The 24,901-nt window shown below is 43.0% G+C and carries 26 protein-coding genes and 1 riboswitch; of the genes, 17 read left to right on the top strand and 9 right to left on the bottom strand.

What is annotated here, in order from left to right; translation table 11 throughout:
• The first annotated feature begins 83 nt into the window (after positions 1-83).
• The 4 genes from CYK16_RS01395 to CYK16_RS01380 all read left to right on the top strand — a co-directional run bounded on the left by CYK16_RS01395 (position 84) and on the right by CYK16_RS01380 (position 5,761).
• A complete protein-coding gene (locus CYK16_RS01395) occupies positions 84-2,420 on the top strand; it encodes an endonuclease MutS2 (protein ID WP_101776520.1) in 2,337 nt (778 codons plus the stop codon).
• A gap of 163 nt (positions 2,421-2,583) precedes the next feature.
• A riboswitch (glycine riboswitch) is annotated at positions 2,584-2,672 on the top strand.
• A gap of 90 nt (positions 2,673-2,762) precedes the next feature.
• Entirely contained in the window at positions 2,763-4,085 is a 1,323-nt protein-coding gene (locus CYK16_RS01390; RefSeq protein WP_060805219.1) for an alanine/glycine:cation symporter family protein, read from the top strand.
• Between the two features lie 131 nt (positions 4,086-4,216).
• Positions 4,217-4,765, top strand: coding sequence for a carboxymuconolactone decarboxylase family protein (locus tag CYK16_RS01385; protein WP_000206768.1), 549 nt, complete (start codon positions 4,217-4,219; stop codon positions 4,763-4,765).
• Positions 4,766-4,861: 96 nt separating this feature from the next.
• On the top strand, positions 4,862-5,761 hold the full coding sequence (locus CYK16_RS01380; RefSeq protein ID WP_060805218.1) for a TDT family transporter: 900 nt from the start codon (positions 4,862-4,864) through the stop codon (positions 5,759-5,761).
• 24 nt (positions 5,762-5,785) lie between these two features.
• Here CYK16_RS01380 and serS read toward each other — a convergent pair whose 3' ends face one another.
• The 3 genes from serS to CYK16_RS01365 form a co-directional block, all read right to left on the bottom strand.
• On the bottom strand, positions 5,786-7,060 hold the full coding sequence (gene serS / locus CYK16_RS01375) for a serine--tRNA ligase (RefSeq protein ID WP_000884233.1): 1,275 nt from the start codon (positions 7,058-7,060) through the stop codon (positions 5,786-5,788).
• Positions 7,061-7,273: 213 nt separating this feature from the next.
• Complete coding sequence (locus tag CYK16_RS01370; protein ID WP_000079350.1) at positions 7,274-7,645, bottom strand: DUF956 family protein; 372 nt, start codon at positions 7,643-7,645, stop codon at positions 7,274-7,276.
• A 2-nt stretch (positions 7,646-7,647) separates the two neighbouring features.
• Complete coding sequence (locus CYK16_RS01365; RefSeq protein ID WP_101776519.1) at positions 7,648-9,012, bottom strand: aspartate kinase; 1,365 nt, start codon at positions 9,010-9,012, stop codon at positions 7,648-7,650.
• Between the two features lie 315 nt (positions 9,013-9,327).
• Between CYK16_RS01365 and CYK16_RS01355 the strand changes: the two genes are divergently transcribed.
• The 13 genes from CYK16_RS01355 (at position 9,328) to CYK16_RS01295 (ending at position 19,880) form a co-directional block, all read left to right on the top strand.
• Positions 9,328-10,113, top strand: coding sequence for an enoyl-CoA hydratase (locus CYK16_RS01355; RefSeq protein WP_060805217.1), 786 nt, complete (start codon positions 9,328-9,330; stop codon positions 10,111-10,113).
• A gap of 91 nt (positions 10,114-10,204) precedes the next feature.
• Positions 10,205-10,639 (top strand): fatty acid biosynthesis transcriptional regulator FabT, encoded by a 435-nt coding sequence (fabT, locus tag CYK16_RS01350; RefSeq protein ID WP_060805216.1) that lies wholly within the window; start codon positions 10,205-10,207, stop codon positions 10,637-10,639.
• On the top strand, positions 10,639-11,613 hold the full coding sequence (locus CYK16_RS01345) for a beta-ketoacyl-ACP synthase III (RefSeq protein ID WP_060805215.1): 975 nt from the start codon (positions 10,639-10,641) through the stop codon (positions 11,611-11,613). The genes fabT and CYK16_RS01345 overlap by 1 nt, the downstream gene beginning before the upstream one ends.
• A gap of 58 nt (positions 11,614-11,671) precedes the next feature.
• Positions 11,672-11,896, top strand: coding sequence for an acyl carrier protein (locus tag CYK16_RS01340; protein WP_000257838.1), 225 nt, complete (start codon positions 11,672-11,674; stop codon positions 11,894-11,896).
• A 117-nt stretch (positions 11,897-12,013) separates the two neighbouring features.
• A complete protein-coding gene (gene fabK, locus CYK16_RS01335; protein ID WP_060805214.1) occupies positions 12,014-12,988 on the top strand; it encodes an enoyl-[acyl-carrier-protein] reductase FabK in 975 nt (324 codons plus the stop codon).
• Entirely contained in the window at positions 12,981-13,904 is a 924-nt protein-coding gene (gene fabD, locus CYK16_RS01330; RefSeq protein WP_060805213.1) for an ACP S-malonyltransferase, read from the top strand. Before fabK ends, fabD begins: the two co-directional genes overlap by 8 nt.
• A 40-nt stretch (positions 13,905-13,944) precedes the next feature.
• Positions 13,945-14,676: a 3-oxoacyl-[acyl-carrier-protein] reductase gene (gene fabG, locus CYK16_RS01325; RefSeq protein WP_060805212.1), complete on the top strand. Its 732-nt coding sequence runs from the start codon at positions 13,945-13,947 to the stop codon at positions 14,674-14,676.
• Positions 14,677-14,697: 21 nt separating this feature from the next.
• The gene (fabF, locus tag CYK16_RS01320) at positions 14,698-15,933 is read left to right on the top strand and encodes a beta-ketoacyl-ACP synthase II (RefSeq protein ID WP_060805211.1); all 1,236 of its coding nucleotides are present in this window, start codon (positions 14,698-14,700) and stop codon (positions 15,931-15,933) included.
• Between the two features lie 2 nt (positions 15,934-15,935).
• Positions 15,936-16,415 (top strand): acetyl-CoA carboxylase biotin carboxyl carrier protein, encoded by a 480-nt coding sequence (gene accB / locus CYK16_RS01315; RefSeq protein WP_060805210.1) that lies wholly within the window; start codon positions 15,936-15,938, stop codon positions 16,413-16,415.
• On the top strand, positions 16,412-16,834 hold the full coding sequence (gene fabZ, locus CYK16_RS01310) for a 3-hydroxyacyl-ACP dehydratase FabZ (protein WP_000565515.1): 423 nt from the start codon (positions 16,412-16,414) through the stop codon (positions 16,832-16,834). The genes accB and fabZ overlap by 4 nt, the downstream gene beginning before the upstream one ends.
• Positions 16,835-16,845: 11 nt before the next feature.
• Entirely contained in the window at positions 16,846-18,213 is a 1,368-nt protein-coding gene (locus CYK16_RS01305; RefSeq protein ID WP_060805209.1) for an acetyl-CoA carboxylase biotin carboxylase subunit, read from the top strand.
• A 36-nt stretch (positions 18,214-18,249) separates the two neighbouring features.
• Entirely contained in the window at positions 18,250-19,116 is an 867-nt protein-coding gene (gene accD / locus CYK16_RS01300) for an acetyl-CoA carboxylase, carboxyltransferase subunit beta (protein WP_001173358.1), read from the top strand.
• Positions 19,113-19,880: an acetyl-CoA carboxylase carboxyl transferase subunit alpha gene (locus CYK16_RS01295; RefSeq protein WP_060805208.1), complete on the top strand. Its 768-nt coding sequence runs from the start codon at positions 19,113-19,115 to the stop codon at positions 19,878-19,880. Before accD ends, CYK16_RS01295 begins: the two co-directional genes overlap by 4 nt.
• Before the next feature lie 100 nt (positions 19,881-19,980).
• On the opposite strand, the gene nusB is transcribed toward CYK16_RS01295, so the two are convergent.
• The 6 genes from nusB to gatC form a co-directional block, all read right to left on the bottom strand.
• Positions 19,981-20,406, bottom strand: coding sequence for a transcription antitermination factor NusB (gene nusB / locus CYK16_RS01290; protein ID WP_060805207.1), 426 nt, complete (start codon positions 20,404-20,406; stop codon positions 19,981-19,983).
• Positions 20,399-20,788, bottom strand: a complete 390-nt coding sequence (locus CYK16_RS01285; RefSeq protein WP_000536306.1) for an Asp23/Gls24 family envelope stress response protein — start codon at positions 20,786-20,788, stop codon at positions 20,399-20,401. The genes nusB and CYK16_RS01285 overlap by 8 nt, the downstream gene beginning before the upstream one ends.
• 21 nt (positions 20,789-20,809) lie before the next feature.
• Positions 20,810-21,370: an elongation factor P gene (gene efp / locus CYK16_RS01280; RefSeq protein ID WP_000568643.1), complete on the bottom strand. Its 561-nt coding sequence runs from the start codon at positions 21,368-21,370 to the stop codon at positions 20,810-20,812.
• Positions 21,371-21,501: 131 nt separating this feature from the next.
• Positions 21,502-22,944: an Asp-tRNA(Asn)/Glu-tRNA(Gln) amidotransferase subunit GatB gene (gene gatB, locus CYK16_RS01275; protein ID WP_101776517.1), complete on the bottom strand. Its 1,443-nt coding sequence runs from the start codon at positions 22,942-22,944 to the stop codon at positions 21,502-21,504.
• A complete protein-coding gene (gene gatA / locus CYK16_RS01270) occupies positions 22,944-24,410 on the bottom strand; it encodes an Asp-tRNA(Asn)/Glu-tRNA(Gln) amidotransferase subunit GatA (protein WP_101776516.1) in 1,467 nt (488 codons plus the stop codon). Before gatA ends, gatB begins: the two co-directional genes overlap by 1 nt.
• The gene (gatC, locus tag CYK16_RS01265; RefSeq protein ID WP_060805204.1) at positions 24,410-24,712 is read right to left on the bottom strand and encodes an Asp-tRNA(Asn)/Glu-tRNA(Gln) amidotransferase subunit GatC; all 303 of its coding nucleotides are present in this window, start codon (positions 24,710-24,712) and stop codon (positions 24,410-24,412) included. The genes gatA and gatC overlap by 1 nt, the downstream gene beginning before the upstream one ends.
• Positions 24,713-24,901 lie beyond the last annotated feature (189 nt).

Below are 24,901 nucleotides of genomic sequence, written 5' to 3'. Positions count from 1 at the left end.
GTACTTGAGTACGGTAAGGCGACGCTGACGTGGTTTGAAGAGATTTTCGAAGAGTATAGACATTCAAAGACAAGGAAATAACGATGAATAAGAAAATATTAGAAACATTAGAGTTCAATAAGGTCAAGGCTTTGTTTGAACCCCATTTGTTGACTGAGCAGGGCTTGGAGCAATTGAGACAGCTGGCTCCGACTGCCAAAGCAGATAAAATCAAACAGGCTTTTGCTGAGATGAAGGAAATGCAGGCTCTTTTTGTTGAGCAACCGCATTTCACTATTCTCGCAACCAAGGAAATTGCAGGAGTCTGCAAGCGGTTGGAGATGGGTGCGGATCTCAATATCGAGGAGTTCCTACTCTTGAAGCGAGTACTTCTTGCCAGCCGAGAACTGCAAAGTTTTTATGCCAATCTGGAAAATGTCAGCTTGGAAGAATTAGCCCTTTGGTTTGAGAAATTACATGATTTTCCGCAATTACAAGGAAATCTCCAAGCCTTTAATGATGCAGGTTTCATTGAAAATTTTGCCAGTGAAGAATTGGCGCGCATCCGTCGAAAAATCCATGATAGCGAGAGTCAAGTACGCGATGTTTTACAGGACTTGCTCAAGCAAAAAGCGCAGATGTTGACGGAAGGAATCGTTGCCAGCAGAAATGGCCGTCAGGTTTTACCAGTCAAAAATACCTACCGCAATAAGATTGCAGGTGTCGTGCATGATATTTCTGCCAGCGGAAATACTGTCTACATCGAACCCCGTGAGGTGGTCAAACTGAGCGAAGAAATTGCTAGTCTGCGAGCAGATGAGCGCTATGAAATGCTTCGCATTCTCCAAGAAATTTCTGAACGTGTCCGCCCTCATGCGGCTGAGATTGCCAATGACGCTTGGATTATCGGTCATCTGGATTTGATTCGTGCCAAGGTTCGTTTTATCCAAGAAAGACAAGCAGTTGTACCTCAGCTGTCAGAAAATCAGGAAATTCAACTGCTCCATGTCTGCCATCCTCTAGTCAAAAATGCCGTCGCAAATGATGTTCATTTTGGTCAAGATTTAACAGCGATTGTCATTACAGGTCCTAATACAGGTGGGAAGACCATCATGCTCAAAACTCTGGGATTGACGCAGATCATGGCTCAGTCTGGTTTGCCGATTTTAGCAGACAAGGGAAGTCGTGTTGGTATTTTTGAAGAAATTTTTGCTGATATTGGCGATGAACAGTCTATTGAACAGAGCTTGTCTACCTTCTCTAGCCACATGACCAATATTGTGGATATTCTTGGCAAGGTCAATCAACATTCACTCTTACTCTTGGATGAGTTGGGGGCTGGTACAGATCCCCAAGAGGGAGCCGCTCTTGCCATGGCTATTCTGGAGGACCTTCGCCTGCGTCAAGTCAAGACTATGGCGACGACCCACTATCCAGAACTCAAGGCCTACGGTATTGAGACAGCCTTTGTGCAAAATGCCAGCATGGAGTTTGATACTGCAACTCTACGCCCGACCTATCGCTTTATGCAGGGCGTTCCTGGTCGAAGCAATGCCTTCGAAATTGCCAAACGTCTAGGCCTATCTGAAGTTATCGTAGGGGATGCCAGCCAGCAGGTTAATCAGGACAATGATGTCAACCGGATTATTGAGCAACTGGAAGAGCAGACGCTGGAAAGCCGTAAACGTTTGGATAATATTCGTGAGGTGGAGCAAGAAAATCTCAAGATGAATCGTGTTCTCAAAAAACTTTACAACGAACTCAATCGTGAAAAGGAAACCGAACTTAATAAGGCGCGTGAACAAGCTAGTGAGATTGTAGACATGGCCCTAAGTGAAAGTGACCAGATTCTCAAGAATCTCCATAGTAAATCTCAACTCAAACCCCATGAAATCATTGAAGCCAAGGCCAAATTGAAAAAATTGGCTCCTGAAAAAGTGGACTTGTCTAAAAACAAGGTCCTTCAAAAGGCTAAGAAAAAACGAGCTCCAAAGGTGGGAGATGATATCGTGGTTCTCAGTTATGGACAGCGTGGTACCTTGACTAGTCAACTCAAGGACGGCCGCTGGGAAGCCCAAGTAGGCTTGATTAAGATGACTTTGGAAGAGAAAGAGTTTGACCTTGTTCAAGCCCAGCAAGAAAAACCAGTCAAGAAGAAACAAGTCAATGTTGTGAAACGGACATCTGGCCGAGGCCCTCAAGCTAGACTGGATCTTCGAGGTAAACGCTATGAAGAAGCCATGAATGAGCTAGATGCCTTTATCGACCAAGCCTTGCTTAATAATATGGCTCAAGTGGATATCATCCATGGTATCGGAACAGGTGTCATCCGTGAAGGTGTCACCAAATACCTACAAAGAAACAAACACGTCAAGAGTTTTGGCTATGCCCCACAAAATGCTGGAGGCAGTGGTGCGACTATTGTGACATTTAAAGGATAGAAGTATTCCGGGCTTTATACAGTAAAAACTGTTGAACTAATTTTTACTAATAAACACATTGACAAAAGCCAACATTTTTTGTAAAATAAGAATCAATTAAATACCAACACCGAATGAAGTTTAATAGAAGTGGGGAATCGTTTGATTTTCCATGACTGTAAATGGACGGAACTCTGGAGAGACCGTGAAGGCACCGAAGGGGCAAGGCAGGCAACTGCTCAAACTCTCAGGTAAAAGGACAGAGCTAGGATAGACTGCTTTTTAGCATTTATCTAAGCATTCCAGAGTACATGTATCTTGCATGTGCTCTTTCTTTTGGGGTTGAAAAGATAGGAGAAGGAAATGTTAGAATTGCTTAAATCAATTGATGCTTTTGCTTGGGGCCCACCCCTCTTGATTTTATTAGTCGGGACAGGGATTTACCTAACTGCCCGTCTAGGCCTCTTGCAGGTTTTGCGTCTGCCCAAGGCCTTCCAGCTTATTTTTACTAAGGACAAGGGGCATGGCGATGTATCCAGCTTTGCGGCCTTGTGTACAGCACTCGCAGCGACAGTTGGTACGGGAAATATTATCGGAGTCGCGACGGCTATCAAGGTCGGTGGCCCAGGAGCCCTCTTTTGGATGTGGATGGCTGCTTTCTTTGGGATGGCTACCAAGTATGCGGAAGGACTACTAGCTATTAAATACCGCACCAAGGACGACCATGGTGCAGTAGCGGGAGGTCCAATGCACTATATCCTTCTGGGTATGGGAGAAAAGTGGCGTCCACTTGCTATCTTCTTTGCCCTGGCAGGTGTCTTAGTAGCTTTGTTGGGAATCGGAACCTTTACCCAGGTAAACTCGATTACAGAATCTATCCAAAATACGACGACTATTTCGCCAGCTATCACGGCTCTTGTTTTGTCTGCCTTTGTAGCAATTGCAGTCTTTGGAGGACTTAAGTCCATTTCAAAGGTTTCAACAACCGTTGTTCCTTTTATGGCTATCATCTATATTTTGGGAACTCTTACAGTTATTTTCTTTAATATTGGGAAGATTCCTGCCACAATCGCTTTAATCTTGACATCCGCTTTTAGTCCTGTTGCTGCGGTGGGTGGATTTGCCGGTGCTAGTATTCGGATGGCTATTCAAAATGGTGTAGCGCGTGGTGTGTTCTCAAACGAGTCTGGTCTGGGGTCTGCTCCCATTGCAGCTGCTGCGGCTAAGACAAATGAACCAGTAGAGCAAGGTTTGATTTCCATGACTGGAACCTTTATTGACACTCTCATTATCTGTACTCTGACTGGTTTGACTATCTTGGTAACTGGTGTTTGGAGTGGTGATTTGAATGGAGTTGCCTTGACTCAGTCAGCCTTCTCAACAGTCTTTTCACACTTTGGACCTGCCCTTTTGACCATCTTCCTTGTGCTCTTTGCCTTTACAACGATTCTAGGTTGGAACTATTACGGAGAACGTTGTTTTGAGTTTCTCTTTGGGGTTCGCTTTATCTGGCTCTACCGTGTGGTCTTTGTGCTCATGGTCTTGCTAGGAGGATTTATCGAGTTGGATATGGTTTGGATTATCGCAGATATTGTCAATGCCTTGATGGCTCTGCCAAACTTGATTGCCCTCTTAGTTTTATCGCCAGTCGTTATTGCTGAGACTAAAAAGTATTTTAATAAATAATGGAATCACACATTGCGTGTGATTTTTTGCTTTCATAAAAAATTTCTATCAGTGTAATTTAAAATATATATTATACAAGGTATAGAATCTGTGATAGACTAGGTTTCAACAACATGAAAAGAGGTTTTATGATGACAACATTTACAATTCATACAGTAGAATCAGCACCAGCAGAAGTGAAAGAAGTTCTTGAAACAGTAGAAAAAGATAACAATGGCTATATTCCCAACCTAATCGGTCTCTTGGCTAATGCACCCACTGCTTTAGAGGCTTACCGTACTGTCGGAGCTATCAACCGTCGCAACAGCCTGACACCCGTTGAGCGCGAAGTAGTGCAAATCACGGCAGCTGTGACCAATGGTTGTGCCTTCTGTGTCGCAGGTCACACAGCCTTTTCAATCAAACAAATCCAGATGAATGATGATCTTCTGCAAGCCCTTCGCAATCGTACTCCAATTGAAACAGATCCTAAATTGGACACCCTAGCTAAGTTTACCTTGGCAGTTATCAATACCAAGGGTCGTGTAGGAGATGAAGCCTTGGCTGAATTTTTAGAAGCTGGCTACACCCAACAAAATGCCTTGGATGTGGTTCTTGGTGTCAGCCTAGCAAGCCTCTGTAACTATGCCAACAATCTGGCCAATACACCAATTAATCCAGAATTGCAACCTTATGCTTAATTCATATCTGAGTAAAATCAACGGACTTCGTTTTTTATCCCCTCATTTAAGCGCTTTTATGCTATACTGAAACTAACATGATTATTGGAGGTTAGGATGAAAAAACTCCCCTTAGTATTTTCAGGTTGTTTGCTAGGTTTGGCAGGAGCTGGAAATCTTATTTTAGATACGTTGCCGGTTCTGTCACATCTTTTTAGTCTGACAGGTTTGATTTTGTGGATTTACTTTCTGCTTCTGCACCTGTTTAATTGGAAGGAAACCAAGCAAGAATTGACCAAGCCCCCTCTTTTATCAGGGATGGCGACCTTTCCCATGGCTGGGATGATTTTATCGACTTATGTCTTTCGCGTCTTCCCTCATTTTCCTTTGGTTGCGCAAGGACTCTGGTGGTTTTCATTTCTCTTGGATGTGGCCTTAATTGCTGGTTTTACCATCAAATTTGCCTATCCAGGCAAGAGAGTCAATGCTACTCCAAGCTGGACGGTACTTTATGTGGGGATAGCAGTGGCTGCCTTAACCTATCCTCTCGTAGGCATCATCGAAATTGCCTATGCGACCTTGAGTTTTGGTTTTCTCCTAACCTTCTATCTCTATCCCCTTATTTATAGCGATTTAAAGAAACATCCGCTCCCACTAGCCTTGCTTGGCCAAGAAGGAATCTACTGTGCTCCTTTTTCTCTACTCTTGGCTTCTCTAGTTAGAGTTGGAGGAGCCAGCCTACCGACTTGGCTCTTAGTTGTGATGATTTTGGCTTCTCAAACCTTCTTTTTCTTTGTTTTGACTCGCCTGCCCAATATTTTAAAACAAGGTTTTCAACTAGCCTTCTCAGCCCTCACCTTCCCGACCATTATCACAGCTACCTCGCTTAAGATGGCTCAGGGAATCTTGAAACTTCCATTTTTGGATTATTTGGTACTGGCTGAAACTGTTATTTGCCTAATCATTTTGCTCTTTGTATTAGGCGCTTATCTGAATTGGTTACGAAAAAAGGTCTAGCTAGAAATAGCTAAACCTTATTTTTTATGGTTTAATAACTTCAGCTCCACCCATGTATGGACGAAGTGCTTCTGGGATGGTCACAGAACCATCTGCATTTTGGTAGTTTTCAAGAATAGCAGCCACTGTACGTCCAACTGCAAGTCCAGAACCGTTCAGGGTATGGAGCAATTTCACCTTGCCATCTGCTTCATCACGGTAACGGATTTGGGCACGACGGGCTTGGAAATCTTCTGTGTTTGAACAGCTTGAGATTTCACGGTAGGTATTTTGTGCTGGAATCCAAACTTCCAAGTCGTAAGTTTTAGCAGCTGAGAAGCCCATATCTCCAGTAGAGAGAGCAACGACACGGTATGGAAGGTTGAGTTTTTGAAGAATGTTTTCAGCGTTGGCTGTCATTTTTTCCAATTCTTCGTAAGATTCTTCTGGTTTGGCAAATTTAACCATTTCAACCTTGTGGAATTGGTGCAAACGAATCAAGCCACGAGTATCACGACCGGCAGAACCAGCCTCAGAACGGAATGATGGACTCATAGCAGTGAAGTAGATTGGCAGGTCTTTGCCGTCCAGGATTTCATCACGGTAGTAGTTTGTCAGAGGAACTTCAGCTGTAGGAATAAGGACGTAATTGCTATCGCTGAGTTCAAAAGTATCTTCCTTGAATTTTGGATATTGACCAGTCCCAAACATAGAATCATGGTTAACCATGTAAGGCGTGATGACTTCCGTATAGCCTTCTTTTCCATGTTCATCCAACATAAAGTTATAGATAGCACGTTCCAAACGAGCACCGAGACCTTTATAGAAGAGGAAACGAGCCCCTGTTACCTTACCACCGCGTTCCCAGTCAAGGATACCAAGATCTTCACCAAGATCCCAGTGAGCTTTAGGTTCGAAGTCAAATTCGCGTGGAGTACCCCAACGGCGAACTTCCACATTGTCATCTTCGTCAGCCCCAACAGGAACGCTGTCAGCTGGTATATTTGGAAGAGTAGTGGTAAATTCTGTCAATTTAGCATCGATTTCTGCCAATTCAGCATCCAAGGATTTGACTTCAGCAGATAGGGTTTGCATAGCAGCAATCTTGTCATCTGCATTTTCCTTGTTGCGCTTAGCTTGGGCAATCTCAGCAGAAACTGTGTTACGTTCTGCTTTGAGAGTTTCAACTTTGACCAAGATGTCACGACGTTTAGCATCGATTTCTTTCATCTCATTCAAGACAGCAGCATCTACACCGCGTGTAGCTAATTTTTCTGCGACAGCATCAAAATCTGTACGAATACGTTTGATATCTAACATAAGAACTCCTTTATGAAAAAAGCACACCTGACAAAGCGTTGGAGTGGCAGGGCCACGGTTCCATCCAACTTCACAGGTGTGCACTTGATTGTGTATGTAATTGTTACTAACGGTAGAATTTCACCTATCCCTCCTATCTGCTCGCAGCACCCGCAGACTTTCTGAAAGAAGAAGATAACCTACTTATCCGTTGCTATGATTATACTAAAGTTTCTACTTTTTTGCAAATAGATTTTTAAATTTTTGGCTAATTGTCTGAATCAAGGTAGGAAGTTTGACGACCTTGTCATTGCCTAGTTTTTCGCGAGCAATTTTAAGAATGGCACCTGAATCTTTTGAAGCAAAGAGGAATTTTCCTCTGTCTGTAAAGACTTCGAAGTGGCGACTGATTTTTCGACCAGTGACATTGGCTCCAATTTGGTTGATATGGCTCCAAGGAATCTGGATAAATTGTTCAACATTGACATCGGGGTAAAATTCCAAAGCCTGATCTCCGACAAGGAATTTCCCAACTTTCCCAGCTATAGAGAGGTAGGAGGTGCCTGTCGTATTGAGGAGCACTGTTTTGTTAAGTGATTGAGCCATGCTTAGTCTTCCTTACTTTCACCGAAAAAGGCATTGTAGAGGGCTTTAATAGCTGCTTTCTCTTGGTCCTTATGGACAACAAACATAATAGATACTTCACTAGAACCTTGAGACATCATCTGGATGTTGATCTTATTTTCAGATAGAGCACGTGTCGCAGTAGCAGTTACTCCGATATGGCTCTTCATCTTTTCTCCAACAATCATAATGATTGAAAGGTCATGCTCGATTTCTGCATGGTCTACTTCAGCCTTTTGAACCAACTGACGAAGGATTTCTTCTTCCTTGATAGGAGTTAGTTCGCGAGAACGGAGGATGATTGAAAGATCGTCGATACCTGTTGGCATATGTTCCCAACCGATGTTAAGATCTTCAAGGATTTGCAGAACCTTGCGTCCAAATCCAACCTCACGGTTCATGAGGTATTTCGACATATTAATGCTGACAAAGCCTGAGTCACCAGCAATTCCCACAACTGGAAATTCATCACTACTGTGTTTTAGAACGATACGAGTACCTGGATGGTCAGGGTTGTTGGTATTCTTGATAACTAGAGGAATTTTTCCACGGTAGGCAGGTAGAAGGGCTTCGTCATGAAGGACTGAGAATCCTGCATAAGCCAACTCACGCATTTCACGGTAGGTCAACTCAGGGATTGAGTGTGGTTGGTGGATAATACCAGGGTGGGCTGCAAAGATACCATCAACGTCTGTAAAGTTTTCATAGAGGTCGGCCTTAACACCGGCAGCAATGATAGAACCTGTAATGTCTGATCCTCCACGTGAGAAGGTACAGATTTGATTTTCCTTGGTAACCCCAAAGAAACCAGGAATGACAAGGACTTCATTGGCGTTTGTCAATTCCTCAATCTTGTCATAACTTGATGGAATGATGCGAGCGTGACCAGGTTCACTTGTGACTACAATACCCGCTTCTCTAGGGTGCACATAGCGTGCATCAATACCATTTTGGTTAAAATAGGCAGCAATCAATTTAGCATTGTTGTTTTCACCCGCTGCTAGGAAGGTATCGTAGAGAAATTCATTTTCTTCAATAGGAAGAGTGGCTAAGGCACGAATGCTTTTAGAGATTTTTTCTAAAACAGCTGGTTTCAGTCCCAATTCGCTAACCATAGCAGCATAGCGGTCGATAATCCAGCTTTGGCTCTTGCTAATATCGTTACCAGCAACATAGTCGCGGTAGTATTTAATCAAGGCATCCGTAACCTTAGTATCTTCAGCATTGCGTTTACCAGGCGCAGAAACAACTACAAAACGGCGCTCGGGATCGCTTTTGACGATGTTTAAAACTTTTTCTAATTGACCAGCAGAGGCAAGTGAGCTACCTCCAAATTTAACAACTTTCATAAGAACTCCTAAAGTAAGTATTTTATACGATTATAGCAGAAAGAAAGCCTTTTTTCAATGAAGAAAATAAGATGTTTTCTAGCCTAAAGCGAGCCTTTCCAATCAGCTGAGACACTTTTAGTCGATTTTTTCTTGCTTTCGAGTTTTAAAAAAGCTATACTTTGGAAATAAAATAATTTAATACTCAATGAAAATCAAAGAGCAAACTAGGAAGCTAGCCGTAGACAGTACTTGAGTATGGCAAGGCGAAGCTGACGTGGTTTGAATTTGATTTTCGAAGAGTGTAAACTGCTTATAAAATAAAAAGGAGTCCCGATGGAACACATTATTTATCAGATTGAAGAGGATTTGGCAATCCTTACCTTGAACCGTCCTGAGGTCGCAAATGGTTTTCATATTCCTATGTGTGAGGAGATTTTAGAAGCTCTGACTTTAGCAGAAGAGGATCCGGCTGTGCATTTTGTCTTAATCAACGCGAATGGCAAAGTCTTCTCTGTTGGGGGAGATTTGGTTGAGATGAAGCGAGCAGTAGATGAGGATGATATTCCATCATTGACGAAAATCGCAGAATTAGTCAATACTATTTCTTATAAAATCAAGCAAATTGATAAACCTATCTTGATGGAGGTTGATGGGGCAGTTGCAGGTGCCGCAGCAAATATGGCTGTTGCTGCAGATTTCTGTCTGGCAACGGATAAGGCTAAATTTATCCAAGCCTTTGTTGGAGTTGGTTTGGCTCCAGATGCAGGTGGGATTCATCTATTGAGCCGAAGTATTGGTGTGACGCGTGCTGCTCAATTAGCCATGACAGGTGAGGCTTTGAACGCAGAAAAAGCTTTAGAATGGGGGCTGGTTTACCGCGTCTGTGAAGCTGATAAACTTGAAAAGACGAGAGAACAGCTCCTTAAAAAATTGAGACGTGGGTCAGCTAATTCCTATGCAGCCATCAAGAAGTTGGTTTGGGAGAGCCAATTTAAAGATTGGCAAGATTATGCTGCTTTAGAATTGAAGCTACAGGAATCCTTGGCTCAAACAGAGGATTTCAAAGAAGGAGTTCGGGCTCATTCGGAGAGAAGAAGACCGAAATTTACTGGAAAATAAGAAAATACTTGCACTGTTCTTTGAAGTTTGATATAATTTTTTTGTCAAATGTTTTGATTGTGAAAGTTTTTTGAAAAGGAGGGAAAAGAGATTGGACTACCAACGAATTAATGAATATTTAACATCTATATTTAACAATGTCCTCGTTATTGAGGAAGTTAGCTTGAGGGGTAGTCGTTTCAAGGATATCTCCATCAAAGAAGTACATACAATCGATGTAATTGGAAAATTCCCAGATGTGACGCCAAGTCAAGTGTCGAAAGAGTTGATGGTGACTCTTGGGACAGTTACGACGAGTCTGAATAATCTTGAACGAAAGGGTTACATTGAACGCATTCGCTCAGAACATGATCGACGTGTAGTGCATCTGCATTTGACAAAGAAAGGTCGCTTGGTTCATAGACTACATAAACGCTTCCACAAGGCCATGGTTGAAAATATTATCGAAGGTATGAGCAAGGAAGAAACGGAGGTTATGGGCAAAGGCTTGACTAAACTTTATCAATTTTTGGAGGATTTGAAATAATGGCTTTTGCAAAAATAAGCCAGGTTGCTCATTATGTGCCAGAGCAAGTGGTTACAAATCATGATTTAGCCCAGATTATGGATACCAATGATGAGTGGATTTCAAGTCGGACGGGAATACGACAAAGGCATATTTCAAGAACAGAATCTACCAGTGATTTGGCTACAGAGGTTGCTAAGAAACTGATGACAAAAGCTGGAATCACAGGGGAAGAGTTGGATTTTATCATCCTAGCTACCATCACTCCAGATTCGATGATGCCCTCTACAGCTGCTCGTGTCCAAGCTAATATTGGTGCTAATAAGGCCTTTGCTTTTGACCTAACAGCTGCTTGTAGTGGATTTGTATTTGCATTGTCAACTGCTGAAAAGTTTATCTCTTCTGGTCGTTTTCAAAAAGGCTTGGTGATTGGTAGTGAAACCCTCTCTAAAGCAGTCGATTGGTCAGACCGATCAACAGCTGTTTTGTTTGGAGATGGTGCTGGTGGTGTCTTGTTAGAAGCTAGTGAGCAAGAGCATTTCTTGGCAGAGAGTCTCAATAGCGATGGAAGTCGCAGCGAGTGTCTGACATATGGACATTCAGGGTTACATTCTCCATTTTCAGATCAAGAAAATGCAGATTCGTTTTTGAAGATGGATGGACGCGCAGTCTTTGATTTTGCCATTCGGGATGTAGCCAAGTCTATCAAGCAGACTATTGATGAATCTCCTATAGAGGCGACAGACTTGGATTATTTGCTACTTCATCAGGCTAATGACCGTATTTTGGATAAGATGGCTAGAAAAATTGGTGTTGACCGAGACAAACTTCCAGCTAATATGATGGAATATGGCAATACCAGTGCAGCCAGTATCCCGATTTTACTTTCAGAGTGTGTAGAACAAGGCCTCATCCGTTTAGATGGTAGCCAGACTGTTCTGCTATCAGGCTTCGGTGGAGGCTTGACCTGGGGCACACTCATTCTTACAATTTAGGTAATCATGTGGTGAACACATTGTTATAAAAAACTATTTATTTTAAAGGAGTCCTATCATGGCAGTATTTGAAAAAGTACAAGAAATTATCGTTGAAGAACTTGGAAAAGACGCATCAGAAGTAACACTTGAATCAACTTTTGATGACTTGGATGCAGATTCATTGGACTTGTTCCAAGTAATCTCAGAAATCGAAGATGCTTTTGATATCCAAATCGAAGCAGAAGATGACTTGAAAACAGTTGGTGACTTGGTTGCCTACGTTGAAGAGCAAACAAAATAAGCAGAATATAAGATAGAAGGAGTAGGGAAACCCGCTCCCTCTTGTTTAGGCAATAGTTTGATTTTCAAATTATGACAGTATCGAACTATTACGTAAGCAAGAAACGATGGAGGCACTATGAAAACGCGTATTACAGAATTATTGAATATTGATTATCCTATTTTTCAAGGAGGAATGGCTTGGATCGCTGATGGTGATTTGGCAGGGGCTGTTTCCAAGGCTGGAGGACTAGGGATTATCGGTGGGGGGAATGCCCCGAAAGAAGTCGTCAAGGCAAATATTGACAAGATCAAATCGTTAACGGATAAACCTTTTGGTGTCAACATCATGCTCTTGTCTCCCTTTGTGGAAGATATTGTAGACCTTGTTATCGAGGAAGGTGTTAAGGTAGTGACAACAGGCGCAGGAAATCCTGGCAAATACATGGAACGCTTCCATGAAGCTGGGATCACAGTCATTCCTGTTGTACCAAGTGTTGCCCTAGCTAAACGCATGGAAAAAATTGGTGCGGACGCTGTTATTGCAGAAGGAATGGAAGCTGGGGGGCATATCGGTAAATTAACAACTATGACCTTGGTGCGTCAAGTGGTGGCAGCTGTATCTATTCCTGTTATTGCGGCAGGAGGAATTGCGGATGGTGAAGGTGCTGCGGCTGGATTTATGCTAGGTGCAGAGGCTGTTCAGGTTGGAACTCGCTTTGTCATTGCCAAAGAGTCTAATGCCCATCCAAATTACAAGGCGAAAATTTTAAAAGCTAGAGATATTGATACTACGATTTCAGCTCAACACTTTGGACATGCTGTTCGTGCTATTAAAAACCAATTGACTCGTGATTTTGAAAAAGCTGAAAAAGATGCCTTTAAACAAGAAAATCCTGATTTGGAAATTTTTGAACAAATGGGAGCGGGTGCTCTAGCTAAAGCGGTTGTTCACGGAGATGTGGATGGTGGATCTGTCATGGCAGGTCAGATTGCGGGGCTTGTTTCCAAAGAAGAAACAGCTGAAGAAATCCTAAAAGATTTGTATTACGGAGCAGCTAAGAAAATTCAAGAAGAAGCCTCTCGTTGGGCAGGAGTTGTAAGAAATGACTAAAACAGCCTTTTTATTTGCTGGTCAAGGTGCCCAGTATCTAGGTATGGGACGGGATCTCTATGATCACTACCCTATTGTCAAAGAAACGATTGATCAAGCGAGTCAGGTACTTGGTTATGATTTGCGTCATCTCATCGATACGGAAGAAGACAAACTCAATCAGACCCGCTATACCCAACCAGCCATTCTAGCGACTTCGGTTTCTATCTACCGTTTACTGCAAGAAAAGGGCTATCAGCCTGATATGGTTGCTGGTTTGTCTCTTGGAGAATACTCTGCATTGGTGGCCAGCGGTGCCTTGGATTTTGAAGATGCGGTTGCCTTGGTTGCTAAGCGTGGAGCCTATATGGAAGAAGCGGCCCCTGCTGGTTCTGGCAAGATGGTGGCAGTTCTCAATACGCCAGTAGAGTTCATTGAAGAAGCCTGTCAAAAAGCTTCTGAACTTGGAGTGGTTACCCCAGCCAACTATAATACACCTGCACAAATCGTGATTGGTGGAGAAGTGGTTGCAGTCGATCTAGCTGTCGAACTCTTGCAGGAGGCAGGTGCCAAACGCTTGATTCCTCTCAAGGTTTCAGGACCTTTTCATACCGCTCTCCTTGAGCCTGCTAGCCAGAAACTAGCTGAAACTCTAGCTCAGGTAAACTTTTCAGATTTTACTTGTCCCCTAGTCGGCAATACAGAAGCTGCAGTTATGCAAAAAGAAGACATTGCTCAACTCTTGACGCGTCAGGTCAAGGAACCAGTTCGTTTCTATGAAAGTATTGCAGTTATGCAAGAAGCAGGCGTAACCAACTTTATCGAGATTGGACCGGGGAAAGTCTTGTCAGGCTTTGTGAAAAAAATTGATAAGACAGCTAAACTAGCCAATGTTGAAGATCAGGCTAGTTTGGAAACTTTGCTAGAAAACAAGTAATCCCTTCTCCCATAAATACAAGAGGAAACAGGAGAAAAGAATGCAACTAAAAAATAAAAATATTTTTATTACAGGTTCGAGTCGTGGGATTGGTCTTGCCATCGCCCACAAGTTTGCTCAAGCAGGAGCCAACATCGTCTTAAACAGTCGTGGGTCTATCTCAGAAGAATTGCTCGCTGAGTTTTCAAACTATGGTGTAAAGGTGGTTCCCATTTCAGGAGATGTATCAGATTTTGCAGACGCTAAGCGTATGGTTGATCAAGCTATTGCAGAGTTGGGTTCAGTAGATGTTTTGGTCAACAATGCAGGGATTACCCAAGATACCCTTATGCTCAAGATGACAGAAGCGGATTTTGAAAAAGTGCTCAAGGTTAACTTGACTGGTGCCTTTAACATGACACAATCAGTCTTGAAACCGATGATGAAAGCCAGAGAAGGTGCTATCATTAATATGTCTAGTGTTGTTGGCTTGATGGGAAATATCGGTCAAGCTAACTATGCAGCTTCTAAGGCTGGTTTGATTGGTTTTACCAAGTCTGTGGCGCGTGAAGTGGCTAATCGCAATATCAGGGTTAATGCTATTGCTCCTGGAATGATTGAGTCCGATATGACAGCTGTTCTATCAGACAAGGTAAAAGATGCCATGCTGGCGCAAATTCCTATGAAAGAATTTGGGCAGGCAGAGCAGGTTGCAGATTTAACAGTATTTTTAGCAGGCCAAGATTATCTAACTGGTCAAGTGGTTGCCATTGATGGCGGCCTCAGTATGTAGCAGAAGCTAGAGGTAAAAAAGATGAAACTAAATCGTGTAGTAGTAACAGGTTATGGAGTGACATCTCCAATCGGAAATACACCAGAAGAATTTTGGAATAGTTTGACAAGTGGAAAAATCGGAATTGGACCAATTACAAAATTTGATCACAGCAACTTTGATGTGCATAATGCGGCAGAAATCCAAGATTTTCCTTTTGATAAATACTTTGTTAAGAAAGATACCAACCGTTTTGATAACTATTCTTTGTATGCCTTGTATGCAGCCCAAGAGGCTGTCAACCATGCCAATCTGGATGTAGAGGCTCTTGACAAGGATCGTTTTGGTGTTATCGTTGCCTCTGGTATTGGTGGAATCAAGGAAATTGAAGATCAAGTGCTTCGACTCCGTGACAAAGGACCAAAACGTGTGAAACCATTGACCCTTCCAAAAGCCTTACCAAATATGGCTTCAGGAAATGTTGCTATGCGTTTTGGAGCAAACGGTGTTTGTAAATCCATCAATACTGCCTGCGCTTCATCAAATGACGCGATTGGGGATGCCTTCCGCTCAATTAAGTTTGGTTTCCAAGATGTTATGTTGGTAGGTGGTTCAGAAGCCTCTATCACACCTTTTGCTATCGCCGGTTTTCAAGCACTGACTGCTCTCTCAACTACAGAGGATCCAAGTCGTGCTTCTATTCCATTTGATAAGGATCGCAATGGGTTTGTTATGGGTGAAGGTTCAGGGATGTTGGTTCTTGAAAGTCTTGAACACGCCGAAAAACGTGGCGCTACTATCCTTGCTGAAGTGGTTGGCTACGGAAATACTTGTGATGCCTACCACATGACTTCACCACATCCAGAAGGTCAAGGAGCTATCAAAGCCATCAAACTAGCATTGGAAGAAGCTGAGATTTCTCCAGAGCAAGTAGCCTATGTCAATGCTCACGGAACGTCAACTCCTGCCAATGAAAAAGGAGAAAGTGGTGCGATCGTGTCTGTTCTTGGTAAGGAAGTACCTGTATCATCAACCAAGTCTTTCACAGGACATTTGCTGGGGGCTGCAGGCGCGGTAGAAGCTATCGTCACAATCGAAGCTATGCGTCATAACTTTGTACCAATGACAGCTGGAACAAGTGAAGTATCAGATTATATCGAAGCCAATGTCGTTTATGGACAAGGCTTGGAGCAAGAAATTCCATATGCTATTTCAAATACCTTTGGTTTTGGTGGCCACAATGCAGTTCTTGCTTTCAAACGTTGGGAGAATAAATAACTATGAATTTAAACGATATTAAAGACTTGATGGCCCAATTTGACCAGTCAAGTTTGAGAGAATTTTCTTATAAAAACGGGACGGATGAGTTGCAGTTTAGCAAGAATGAAGCTAAACTCGTATCCGAAGTTGCAACTCAAGTCGCTCCAGCGCCCGTTCTAGCAACACCAAGTCCAGTAGCTCCTACATCTGCTCCAGCAGAGACTGTAACAGAAGAGGTTCCAGCAGAGGCAAGTATGGCTACTGAGGGAGATATTGTAGAGAGCCCACTTGTTGGGGTGGCTTACTTGGCTGCTGGTCCAGATAAACCTGCCTTCGTTTCAGTTGGTGATACTGTTAAAAAGGGTCAAACACTGGTGATCATCGAAGCCATGAAAGTCATGAATGAAATCCCAGCTCCTAAGGATGGTGTGGTAACGGAAATTCTCGTTTCTAACGAAGAAATGGTTGAGTTTGGTAAAGGATTGGTACGTATCAAATGATCGATATTCAAGGAATCAAAGAAGCACTACCTCACCGTTATCCTATGCTTCTAGTGGACCGTGTCTTGGAAGTGAGCGAGGATACCATTGTTGCCATCAAAAATGTAACCATCAACGAGCCCTTCTTTAATGGTCATTTCCCTCAATACCCTGTCATGCCAGGTGTTCTGATTATGGAAGCCTTGGCGCAAACAGCTGGTGTCTTGGAGTTGTCAAAACCTGAAAATAAGGGGAAACTAGTCTTTTACGCTGGTATGGACAAGGTTAAGTTCAAGAAGCAAGTTGTACCAGGCGACCAATTGGTTATGACCGCGACTTTTGTAAAACGTCGTGGCACTATTGCCGTGGTTGAAGCAAAGGCTGAAGTGGATGGCAAGCTTGCAGCTAGTGGTACTCTTACCTTTGCAATAGGGAACTAAGGAGGTTCTCCATGTTTCGAAAAATTTTAATTGCCAATCGTGGTGAAATTGCGGTTCGTATTATCCGTGCGGCGCGTGAATTGGGGATTGCGACGGTGGCGGTTTATTCAACTGCTGATAAGGAAGCCCTTCATACGCTTTTGGCAGATGAAGCTGTTTGTATCGGACCTGGCAAGGCAACAGAGTCTTATCTCAATATCAATGCGGTTCTATCAGCTGCAGTCTTGACTGAAGCTGAAGCTATTCACCCCGGTTTTGGATTTCTCAGTGAAAATTCCAAATTTGCAACCATGTGTGAAGAGGTGGGGATTAAGTTTATCGGTCCATCTGGTCATGTCATGGATATGATGGGAGACAAAATCAATGCGCGTGCTCAGATGATTAAAGCTGGTGTGCCTGTCATTCCAGGTTCAGATGGAGAAGTGCATAACTCTGAGGAAGCTTTGATTGTTGCTGAAAAAATTGGCTACCCTGTTATGCTCAAGGCTTCAGCAGGTGGAGGTGGTAAAGGGATTCGTAAGGTTGAAAAACCAGAAGACCTCGTTTCAGCCTTTGAAACTGCCTCTAGTGAAGCCAAGGCCAATTATGGCAATGGTGCCATGTACATAGAACGGGTTATCTATCCAGCTCGTCACATTGAGGTTCAAATCCTAGGTGATGAACACGGAAATGTAATTCACTTGGGTGAACGAGATTGTTCTCTTCAACGGAATAACCAAAAGGTTTTGGAAGAAAGTCCTTCGATTGCAATCGGAAAAACGTTGCGCCATGAAATCGGTGCTGCGGCTGTTCGAGCGGCGGAGTCTGTTGGCTATGAAAATGCAGGGACCATTGAGTTTCTTCTTGATGAAGACAGTGGCAATTTCTATTTCATGGAAATGAATACCCGTGTTCAGGTAGAACATCCCGTTACAGAGTTTGTTTCAGGTGTGGATATCGTTAAGGAACAGATTCGCATTGCAGCAGGTCAGCCTTTGTCTGTTAAGCAAGAAGATATTGTTCTACGCGGTCATGCCATCGAGTGTCGGATCAATGCAGAAAATCCAGCCTTTAACTTTGCTCCAAGTCCAGGTAAGATTACCAATCTCTATCTGCCAAGTGGTGGAGTTGGCTTGCGCGTGGATTCAGCAGTTTATCCAGGTTATACCATTCCGCCTTATTATGATAGTATGATTGCCAAAATCATCGTACACGGTGAAAACCGTTTTGATGCCTTGATGAAAATGCAACGTGCCCTCTATGAATTAGAGATTGAAGGGGTGCAGACCAATGCAGATTTCCAGCTTGACCTCATTTCAGATCGCAATGTCATTGCTGGAGATTATGATACTTCCTTCTTGATGGAAACCTTTTTACCCAAGTATCAAGAAAAAGAATAAAATGACTTCAAGAGTTTAAACCGAAAAGGGGAATCAATGGCTCTATTTAGTAAAAAAGATAAGTATATTCGAATCAATCCCAATCGTTCGGTTAGGGAAAAACCTCAAGCCAAGCCAGAGGTTCCAGATGAATTATTCTCCCAGTGTCCGGGTTGTAAGCATACCATTTATCAGAAGGATCTGGGAAGTGAGCGTATCTGTCCGCACTGTAGCTATACCTTTCGTATTTCTGCCCAAGAACGCTTAGCTTTGACGATTGATATGGGAACTTTCAAGGAATTGTTTACAGGGATTGAGAGCAAGGATCCCTTGCATTTCCCTGGTTATCAAAAGAAACTAGCAACTATGCGTGAAAAAACAGGTCTGGATGAAGCCGTTGTGACAGGAACAGCTCTTATAAAAGGTCAGACTGTGGCTCTTGGGATTATGGATTCCAACTTTATCATGGCTTCTATGGGTACGGTTGTAGGTGAAAAAATCACTCGCTTATTTGAGTATGCAACTGTCGAAAAATTGCCAGTTGTCCTCTTCACTGCCTCTGGTGGAGCCCGTATGCAGGAAGGAATCATGAGTCTCATGCAAATGGCCAAGATTTCTGCAGCAGTTAAACGCCATTCAAATGCTGGTCTCTTTTATCTGACCATTTTGACAGATCCAACGACAGGTGGTGTGACAGCTTCTTTCGCTATGGAAGGCGATATCATTCTGGCTGAACCACAGAGTTTGGTCGGTTTTGCTGGGCGTCGTGTGATTGAAAACACGGTTCGTGAAAGCTTGCCTGAGGATTTCCAAAAGGCAGAATTCCTATTGGAGCATGGATTTGTGGATGCTATCGTTAAAAGAAGAGATTTGCCAGATATGATTGCAAGCCTAGTCAGATTGCATGGAGGGAGTCCTAGATGAATATTGCAAAAATAGTCAGAGAAGCGCGTGAGCAGAGTCGCTTGACGACCTTGGACTTTGCGACAGGCATTTTTGATGACTTTATTCAATTACACGGTGATCGTTCTTTTCGTGACGATGGTGCAGTTGTTGGTGGTATTGGCTGGCTTGGAGATCAAGCTGTAACAGTGGTTGGTATCCAAAAAGGCAAGAGTTTACAAGATAACCTTAAACGGAATTTTGGACAACCACATCCAGAAGGCTACCGCAAGGCTCTACGGTTGATGAAACAGGCTGAAAAGTTTGGCCGCCCAATTGTGACCTTTATCAATACTGCTGGAGCCTATCCTGGTGTCGGAGCGGAAGAACGTGGACAGGGAGAAGCCATTGCTCGTAATCTCATGGAAATGAGTGACCTGAAAGTTCCGATTATCGCTATCATTATCGGTGAAGGTGGTTCAGGTGGGGCTCTGGCTCTAGCCGTCGCAGACCGTGTCTGGATGCTGGAAAATTCCATCTATGCCATTCTCAGTCCAGAAGGCTTTGCTTCCATTCTATGGAAGGATGGCAGTCGTGCCATGGAAGCAGCAGAGTTGATGAAAATCACTTCACACGAGTTGTTAGAAATGGACGTGGTGGATAAGGTGATCTCTGAAACGGGACTTTCTAGCAAAGAACTAATTAAGAATGTCAAAAAAGAACTCCAAACGGAGCTAGCCCTACTTTCACAAAAAACTCTAGAAGAGTTGTTGGAAGAGCGTTATCAACGATTTAGAAAATACTAATATAAAAACTAGAACTGGCAGTCAGTTCTAGTTTTTTGAGGTTCTTACTCTGTGTCGAGGACACAACAAAAGGTGCTTGGAAGACCAAACACCTTTTTGATTATTCATTTTCTTCAGTTACAAATTGACTAAGCAGTCCGTTGATAAAGCGGGCTGATTTTTGATCTGAAAAATTCTTGGCAAGTTCAATGGCTTCATTGACTGCTACCAGCTGAGGTGTATCAAATGAAGTGATTTCAAAGATACCCAAGCGTAGTAAGTTTTTTTCGACCAAGGTCAAGCGTTCAACTGTCCAGCCTGACTTGAGGTGCTGGTTGATTTGTTTATCCAACTCGTCTTTTTGAGCTTGAACACCAGAAACCAAGTTCAGAAGAAAGGCAGGGATTTGCACATCTTCATCTTCACGGTTATGTGTGTAGGCAAAGCGACAAGCCGTTTCCATATCTGTGTCGAATTCAAGGCTCATAAGAGCTTGAAAAGCGCATTTACGAAGTTCGCGTCTAGATTCTAATAATGGACTAGTCATTGAGGAAGTCCTCGTTAAATAGATCTTTCAACTCAGGTTTTGGTGTTTTGTCTGGAACAATTCCTGTAACATGGATATTGACAGCAGCAAGTTCCACATCTGCCATATCATGGACAGCATCTTTGACCGCTTTTTGAATAGCAAGAGCCACTTTTGGTACTTTCACACCGTACTCAAGGTAGAGGTAGATGTCAGCAGTTAGTTCTTCGTTGCTTTCTTTTAAGTAGACGCCACGACCAAGAGAGAGTTTTGATAGGGTATCAGATACGGATTTATTTGAAAATGAATGGACACCATCAACTTTAGCAGTTGCGATGGCAATGATTTTTTCAAGTACACGTGGAGCGATAACGATTTCGCCAAATTGTTCTTCAGTTCCCATAGAATGACCTCTTTCTAGAGATTAGGCACGAGAAACGTAAGTTCCTTCTGCAGTGTTGATGATCAATTTTTGTCCAGCTTCGATGAAGTCAGGAACGTTGACAACAAGTCCAGTTTCCATAGTTGCTGGTTTACCAGAACCTGTAACAGTAGCACCTTTGATAGATGGTTGTGTTTCAGCAACTGTCAATTCAACAGTAGTTGGTACAGTTACACCGATTACTTCAGTTCCGTAGAATTGGATTTTCACATCAGAGTTTTCAAGGATGTAAAGTAATTCGTTTTCAACATTTACGACTGGGATTTCGTATTGGTCGTAAGTTTCAGTGTTCATGAAGTAGGCAGTTTCATCCATTTTATACAAGTATTGAGCTGGAACAGTCTCGATAATAGCTTGTTCGAATTTTTCTTCTGGACGGTAGCTTGTGTCAAATGTAGAACCAGTACGGACATCACGCAATTTCATACGCATGATCGTGTTCCCTTTACCTGGTTTGTGGTGGCTAGCTTCCAAAACGCGGATCAATTTTCCGTCTGCAGTTTCAAATGTCATACCAGCTTTCAATTTGCTTGCTTCAATCATGTTTTTACCTCTTTAATAAATATTATTACTCTTCATTTTACCATAAAATCTTCTGGAAATAAAGCCAAAATAGTTATTGGGAGATGGTAGGAGCGAAAAAAACCAACCTCAGGGCTGGTTTCTTTTACATATTAGTCTTCTTTCAACTTCGCCAATTCCTGTGCAAGTAGTTTAAGAGCAACTTGTGGGTTGGCTTGACCCTTGGTTGCCTTCATAAGGAATCCTGTGAAGGCCTTGTCTGCGTTGCGTTTGCCTGACTTGAAGTCGGCAACGGCTGCTTCATTATCTGCAAAGACTTGGTGGATGATTGGGATTAAGACATCTGGATCTGAGATTTGCACCATGCCTGCTTTTTCCACGTATTCACGCGCGCCACCGCCATTTTTAGCCAAGTGGACAAAGACTTTCTTGGCAATCTTAGAAGAGATAGTACCGTCTTCGATGATGGCAATCATTTCTACCAAGTTTTCTGGTGTCAATTCGATTTGTTCCAGCGTCTTACCTTCTGCGTTCAAGAATTGAGCGACTTCACCTTGGAGCCAGTTAGAGACTTGTTTAGCATCACCACCGAGGGCAACAGCTTTTTCAAAGAAGTCAGAAGTGACTTTATTTGCAGTCAACTGGCTAGCGTCATAGTCTGATAGACCAAGTTGAGATACGTAGCGAGCACGGCGTTCTTTTGGAAACTCTGGCAATTCAGTACGCATTTCCTCAATCCACTCGTCTGAGATTTCAAAGAGTGGTAGGTCGGGTTCTGGGAAGTAACGGTAGTCTGCAGCACCTTCTTTGACACGCATGAGGATGGTTGCCTTGTTAGCCTCATCGTAACGGCGTGTTTCTTGGCGGATTTGACCACCTGAGCGAAGGATTTCAGCTTGGCGTTGGACTTCGTATTCAAGACCTTTGCGAACGTTTGAGAAGGAGTTGAGGTTCTTCAATTCAGTCTTGGTACCGAATTTTTCTTGACCATAAGGGCGAAGGGAGATGTTGGCATCCACACGCATAGAACCTTCTTCCATCTTAACGTCAGAAATGTCAGCATACTGGATAACTTCCTTGAGTGCTGTCAGATAAGCATAGGCCTCCTCTGGCGAACGCATATCGGCTTCAGATACAATCTCAATCAAAGGTACCCCTTGGCGGTTGAGGTCAACGTAAGAGTAGCCGTCTGTACCGTGGGTGTTTTTACCAGCGTCTTCTTCTAGGTGGGCACGTTCGATACCGATTTTCTTAGTCGTACCGTCTTCTAGCTCGACTTCAATCCAGCCGTTGTAACCGATTGGCTCATCAAACTGAGAAATTTGGTAGGCTTTAGGATTATCAGGGTAGAAGTAGTTCTTGCGGTCAAAGTGCATCTTTTTGTGAATGTCCATATTGAGGGCAAGAGCAGCCTTGATACCGGCATCGACAACACCTTTATTGAGAACCGGAAGTACTCCTGGGAAAGACCAGTCAATTACGTTGGTGTTGGCATTTTGGTCATTTCCAAAGTGGGCAGAAGTAGGTGAGAAGATTTTTGAATTGGTGTTGAGCTCTACGTGGACTTCAAGTCCAATGACTGTTTCAAAGTTCATTAGTTATCACCTCCAAAAATCATGGGTTGTTGTTTGTGGTAGTCTGTTGTTGCTTCAAAGGCAGCAGCAACTTGGTAAATGGTTTCCTCAGAGTACTTAGGACCAATCAATTGCAGACCGACAGGTAGACCTTGAGAGAATCCAGCTGGAATCGAAATTCCTGGGAGACCAGCTAAGTTGACTGGGATGGTCAAGAGGTCAGCCAAGTACATGGCAACCGGGTCATGGTTGAGTGAATCCAAGTCATAGGCAACACTAGGAGCAGTTGGTCCCAAAATCAAGTCATAATCCGCAAAGACTTTTTCGAAATCTTGGATGATGAGGGTACGGACCTGTCCAGCTTTCTTGTAGTAGGCATCGTAGTAACCTGATGAAAGGCTGAATGTACCAAGCATGATACGACGTTTAACTTCTTCACCGAAACCTTGGCTACGGCTATTTACGTAGATTTCATCAAGATTAGTCGCATCTTCTGCGCGGTAGCCGTAACGGATACCGTCAAAACGTTGCAAGTTTGATGAAGCTTCAGATGAAGCGATGATGTAGTAAACGGCAACACCGTATTTTGAGTGAGGAAGGCTAACTTCTTCAACGATAGCACCCAATTTTTCAAAGTGCTTAGCAGCATTCAGAATGGTTTCCTTAACCTCTGGGTCAATCCCTTCACCAAGGTATTCCTTAGGCAAAGCGATTTTCATACCCTTGATGTCTTGGCCGATTTTTGAAGTAAAGTCGGCAATTCGGACAGGAGCAGAAGTAGAGTCTTTGGTATCTTCGCTGGCAATAGCGTTGAGCAAGAGAGCATTTTCCTTAACAGTCGGAGCAAAAGGTCCAATCTGGTCTAATGAGCTACCAAAGGCAATGAGACCGAAACGTGAAACTGTTCCGTAGGTTGGTTTGAGACCAACAATCCCGTTGAAGGCAGCAGGTTGGCGGATAGAACCACCAGTATCAGATCCAAGAGACAAACGGACTTGGCCTGAGGCTACGGCTGCGGCAGAACCACTTGATGAACCACCAGGAACCTTGGTCTGGTCCCAAGCATTTTTAGTGGCACCGTAGTAAGAAGTTTCACCTGAACCACCCATGGCAAACTCGTCCATGTTGGTCTTTCCTACGACAATCATGCCTTTAGATTTTGCATTGGCAACGGCTGTCGCATCAAAGATTGGCTCGTAGTTGTAGAGCATTTTTGAGGCAGCAGTTGTGAGAATACCGTCTGTAGAGATATTATCTTTAACAGCAAGCGGAATTCCTGAAAGGACATTGTCAGCGTCAATTCCAGCTTCATCAATGGCTTTAGCTTGATCAAGAGCTTGCTCCTCAGAGATGGTGACAAAGGCATTGATAGCTGTCTCGCGAGACTTGATATCTTCAAGCGTTGCTTGGGTTAATTCAGTTGCAGAAATTTCCTTAGAAACAAGGAGATTGTGCAAGTCTTCAATAGTTTTGTTATTAAAAGTCATTAGGCATCTCCTCCATCGTCTAGGATAGCTGGTACCTTGATATAGTAGTTTTCTTTTTCAGGTACGTTTTTAAACAAGCGGTTGCGGTCTGTTCCTTCTTCGGCCACATCAGGGCGGAGTACGGTCTTGCGGTCAGCCATGGTTGTAGTAGGTGCGACACCAGTTGTGTCAACTTCGCCTAGCAATTCAACCATGTCAACAATTTTAGACAAGGTTGTCGCAAAGGCAGAAGTTTCTTCTTCAGAGAATCTTAATTTTGAAAGATTGGCAACGTGTGTTACCTCTTCTTGCGTAATTTTCATCTTGCATCCTTTCGTGAAATGATGATTTTTAGTCTGTTCTATTTTACCATATTTTCCTATAAATAAGGGAGGGGGAAGTGAAAAGAAATAGAAATTGAAAAAAATGCTAAAATCCGATATAATGGAGTGTTGAAAGGAATGGTAAAATCCAATGTAGAAATCATTCTTAGCTATTGAAACAACTAAAAA

This window comes from Streptococcus oralis subsp. dentisani, from assembly GCF_002860905.1.
Taxonomy (GTDB): domain Bacteria; phylum Bacillota; class Bacilli; order Lactobacillales; family Streptococcaceae; genus Streptococcus; species Streptococcus oralis_BA.
Note: the sequence above shows the minus strand (reverse complement) of the source record. Positions and strands in the feature narration are given on the sequence as shown.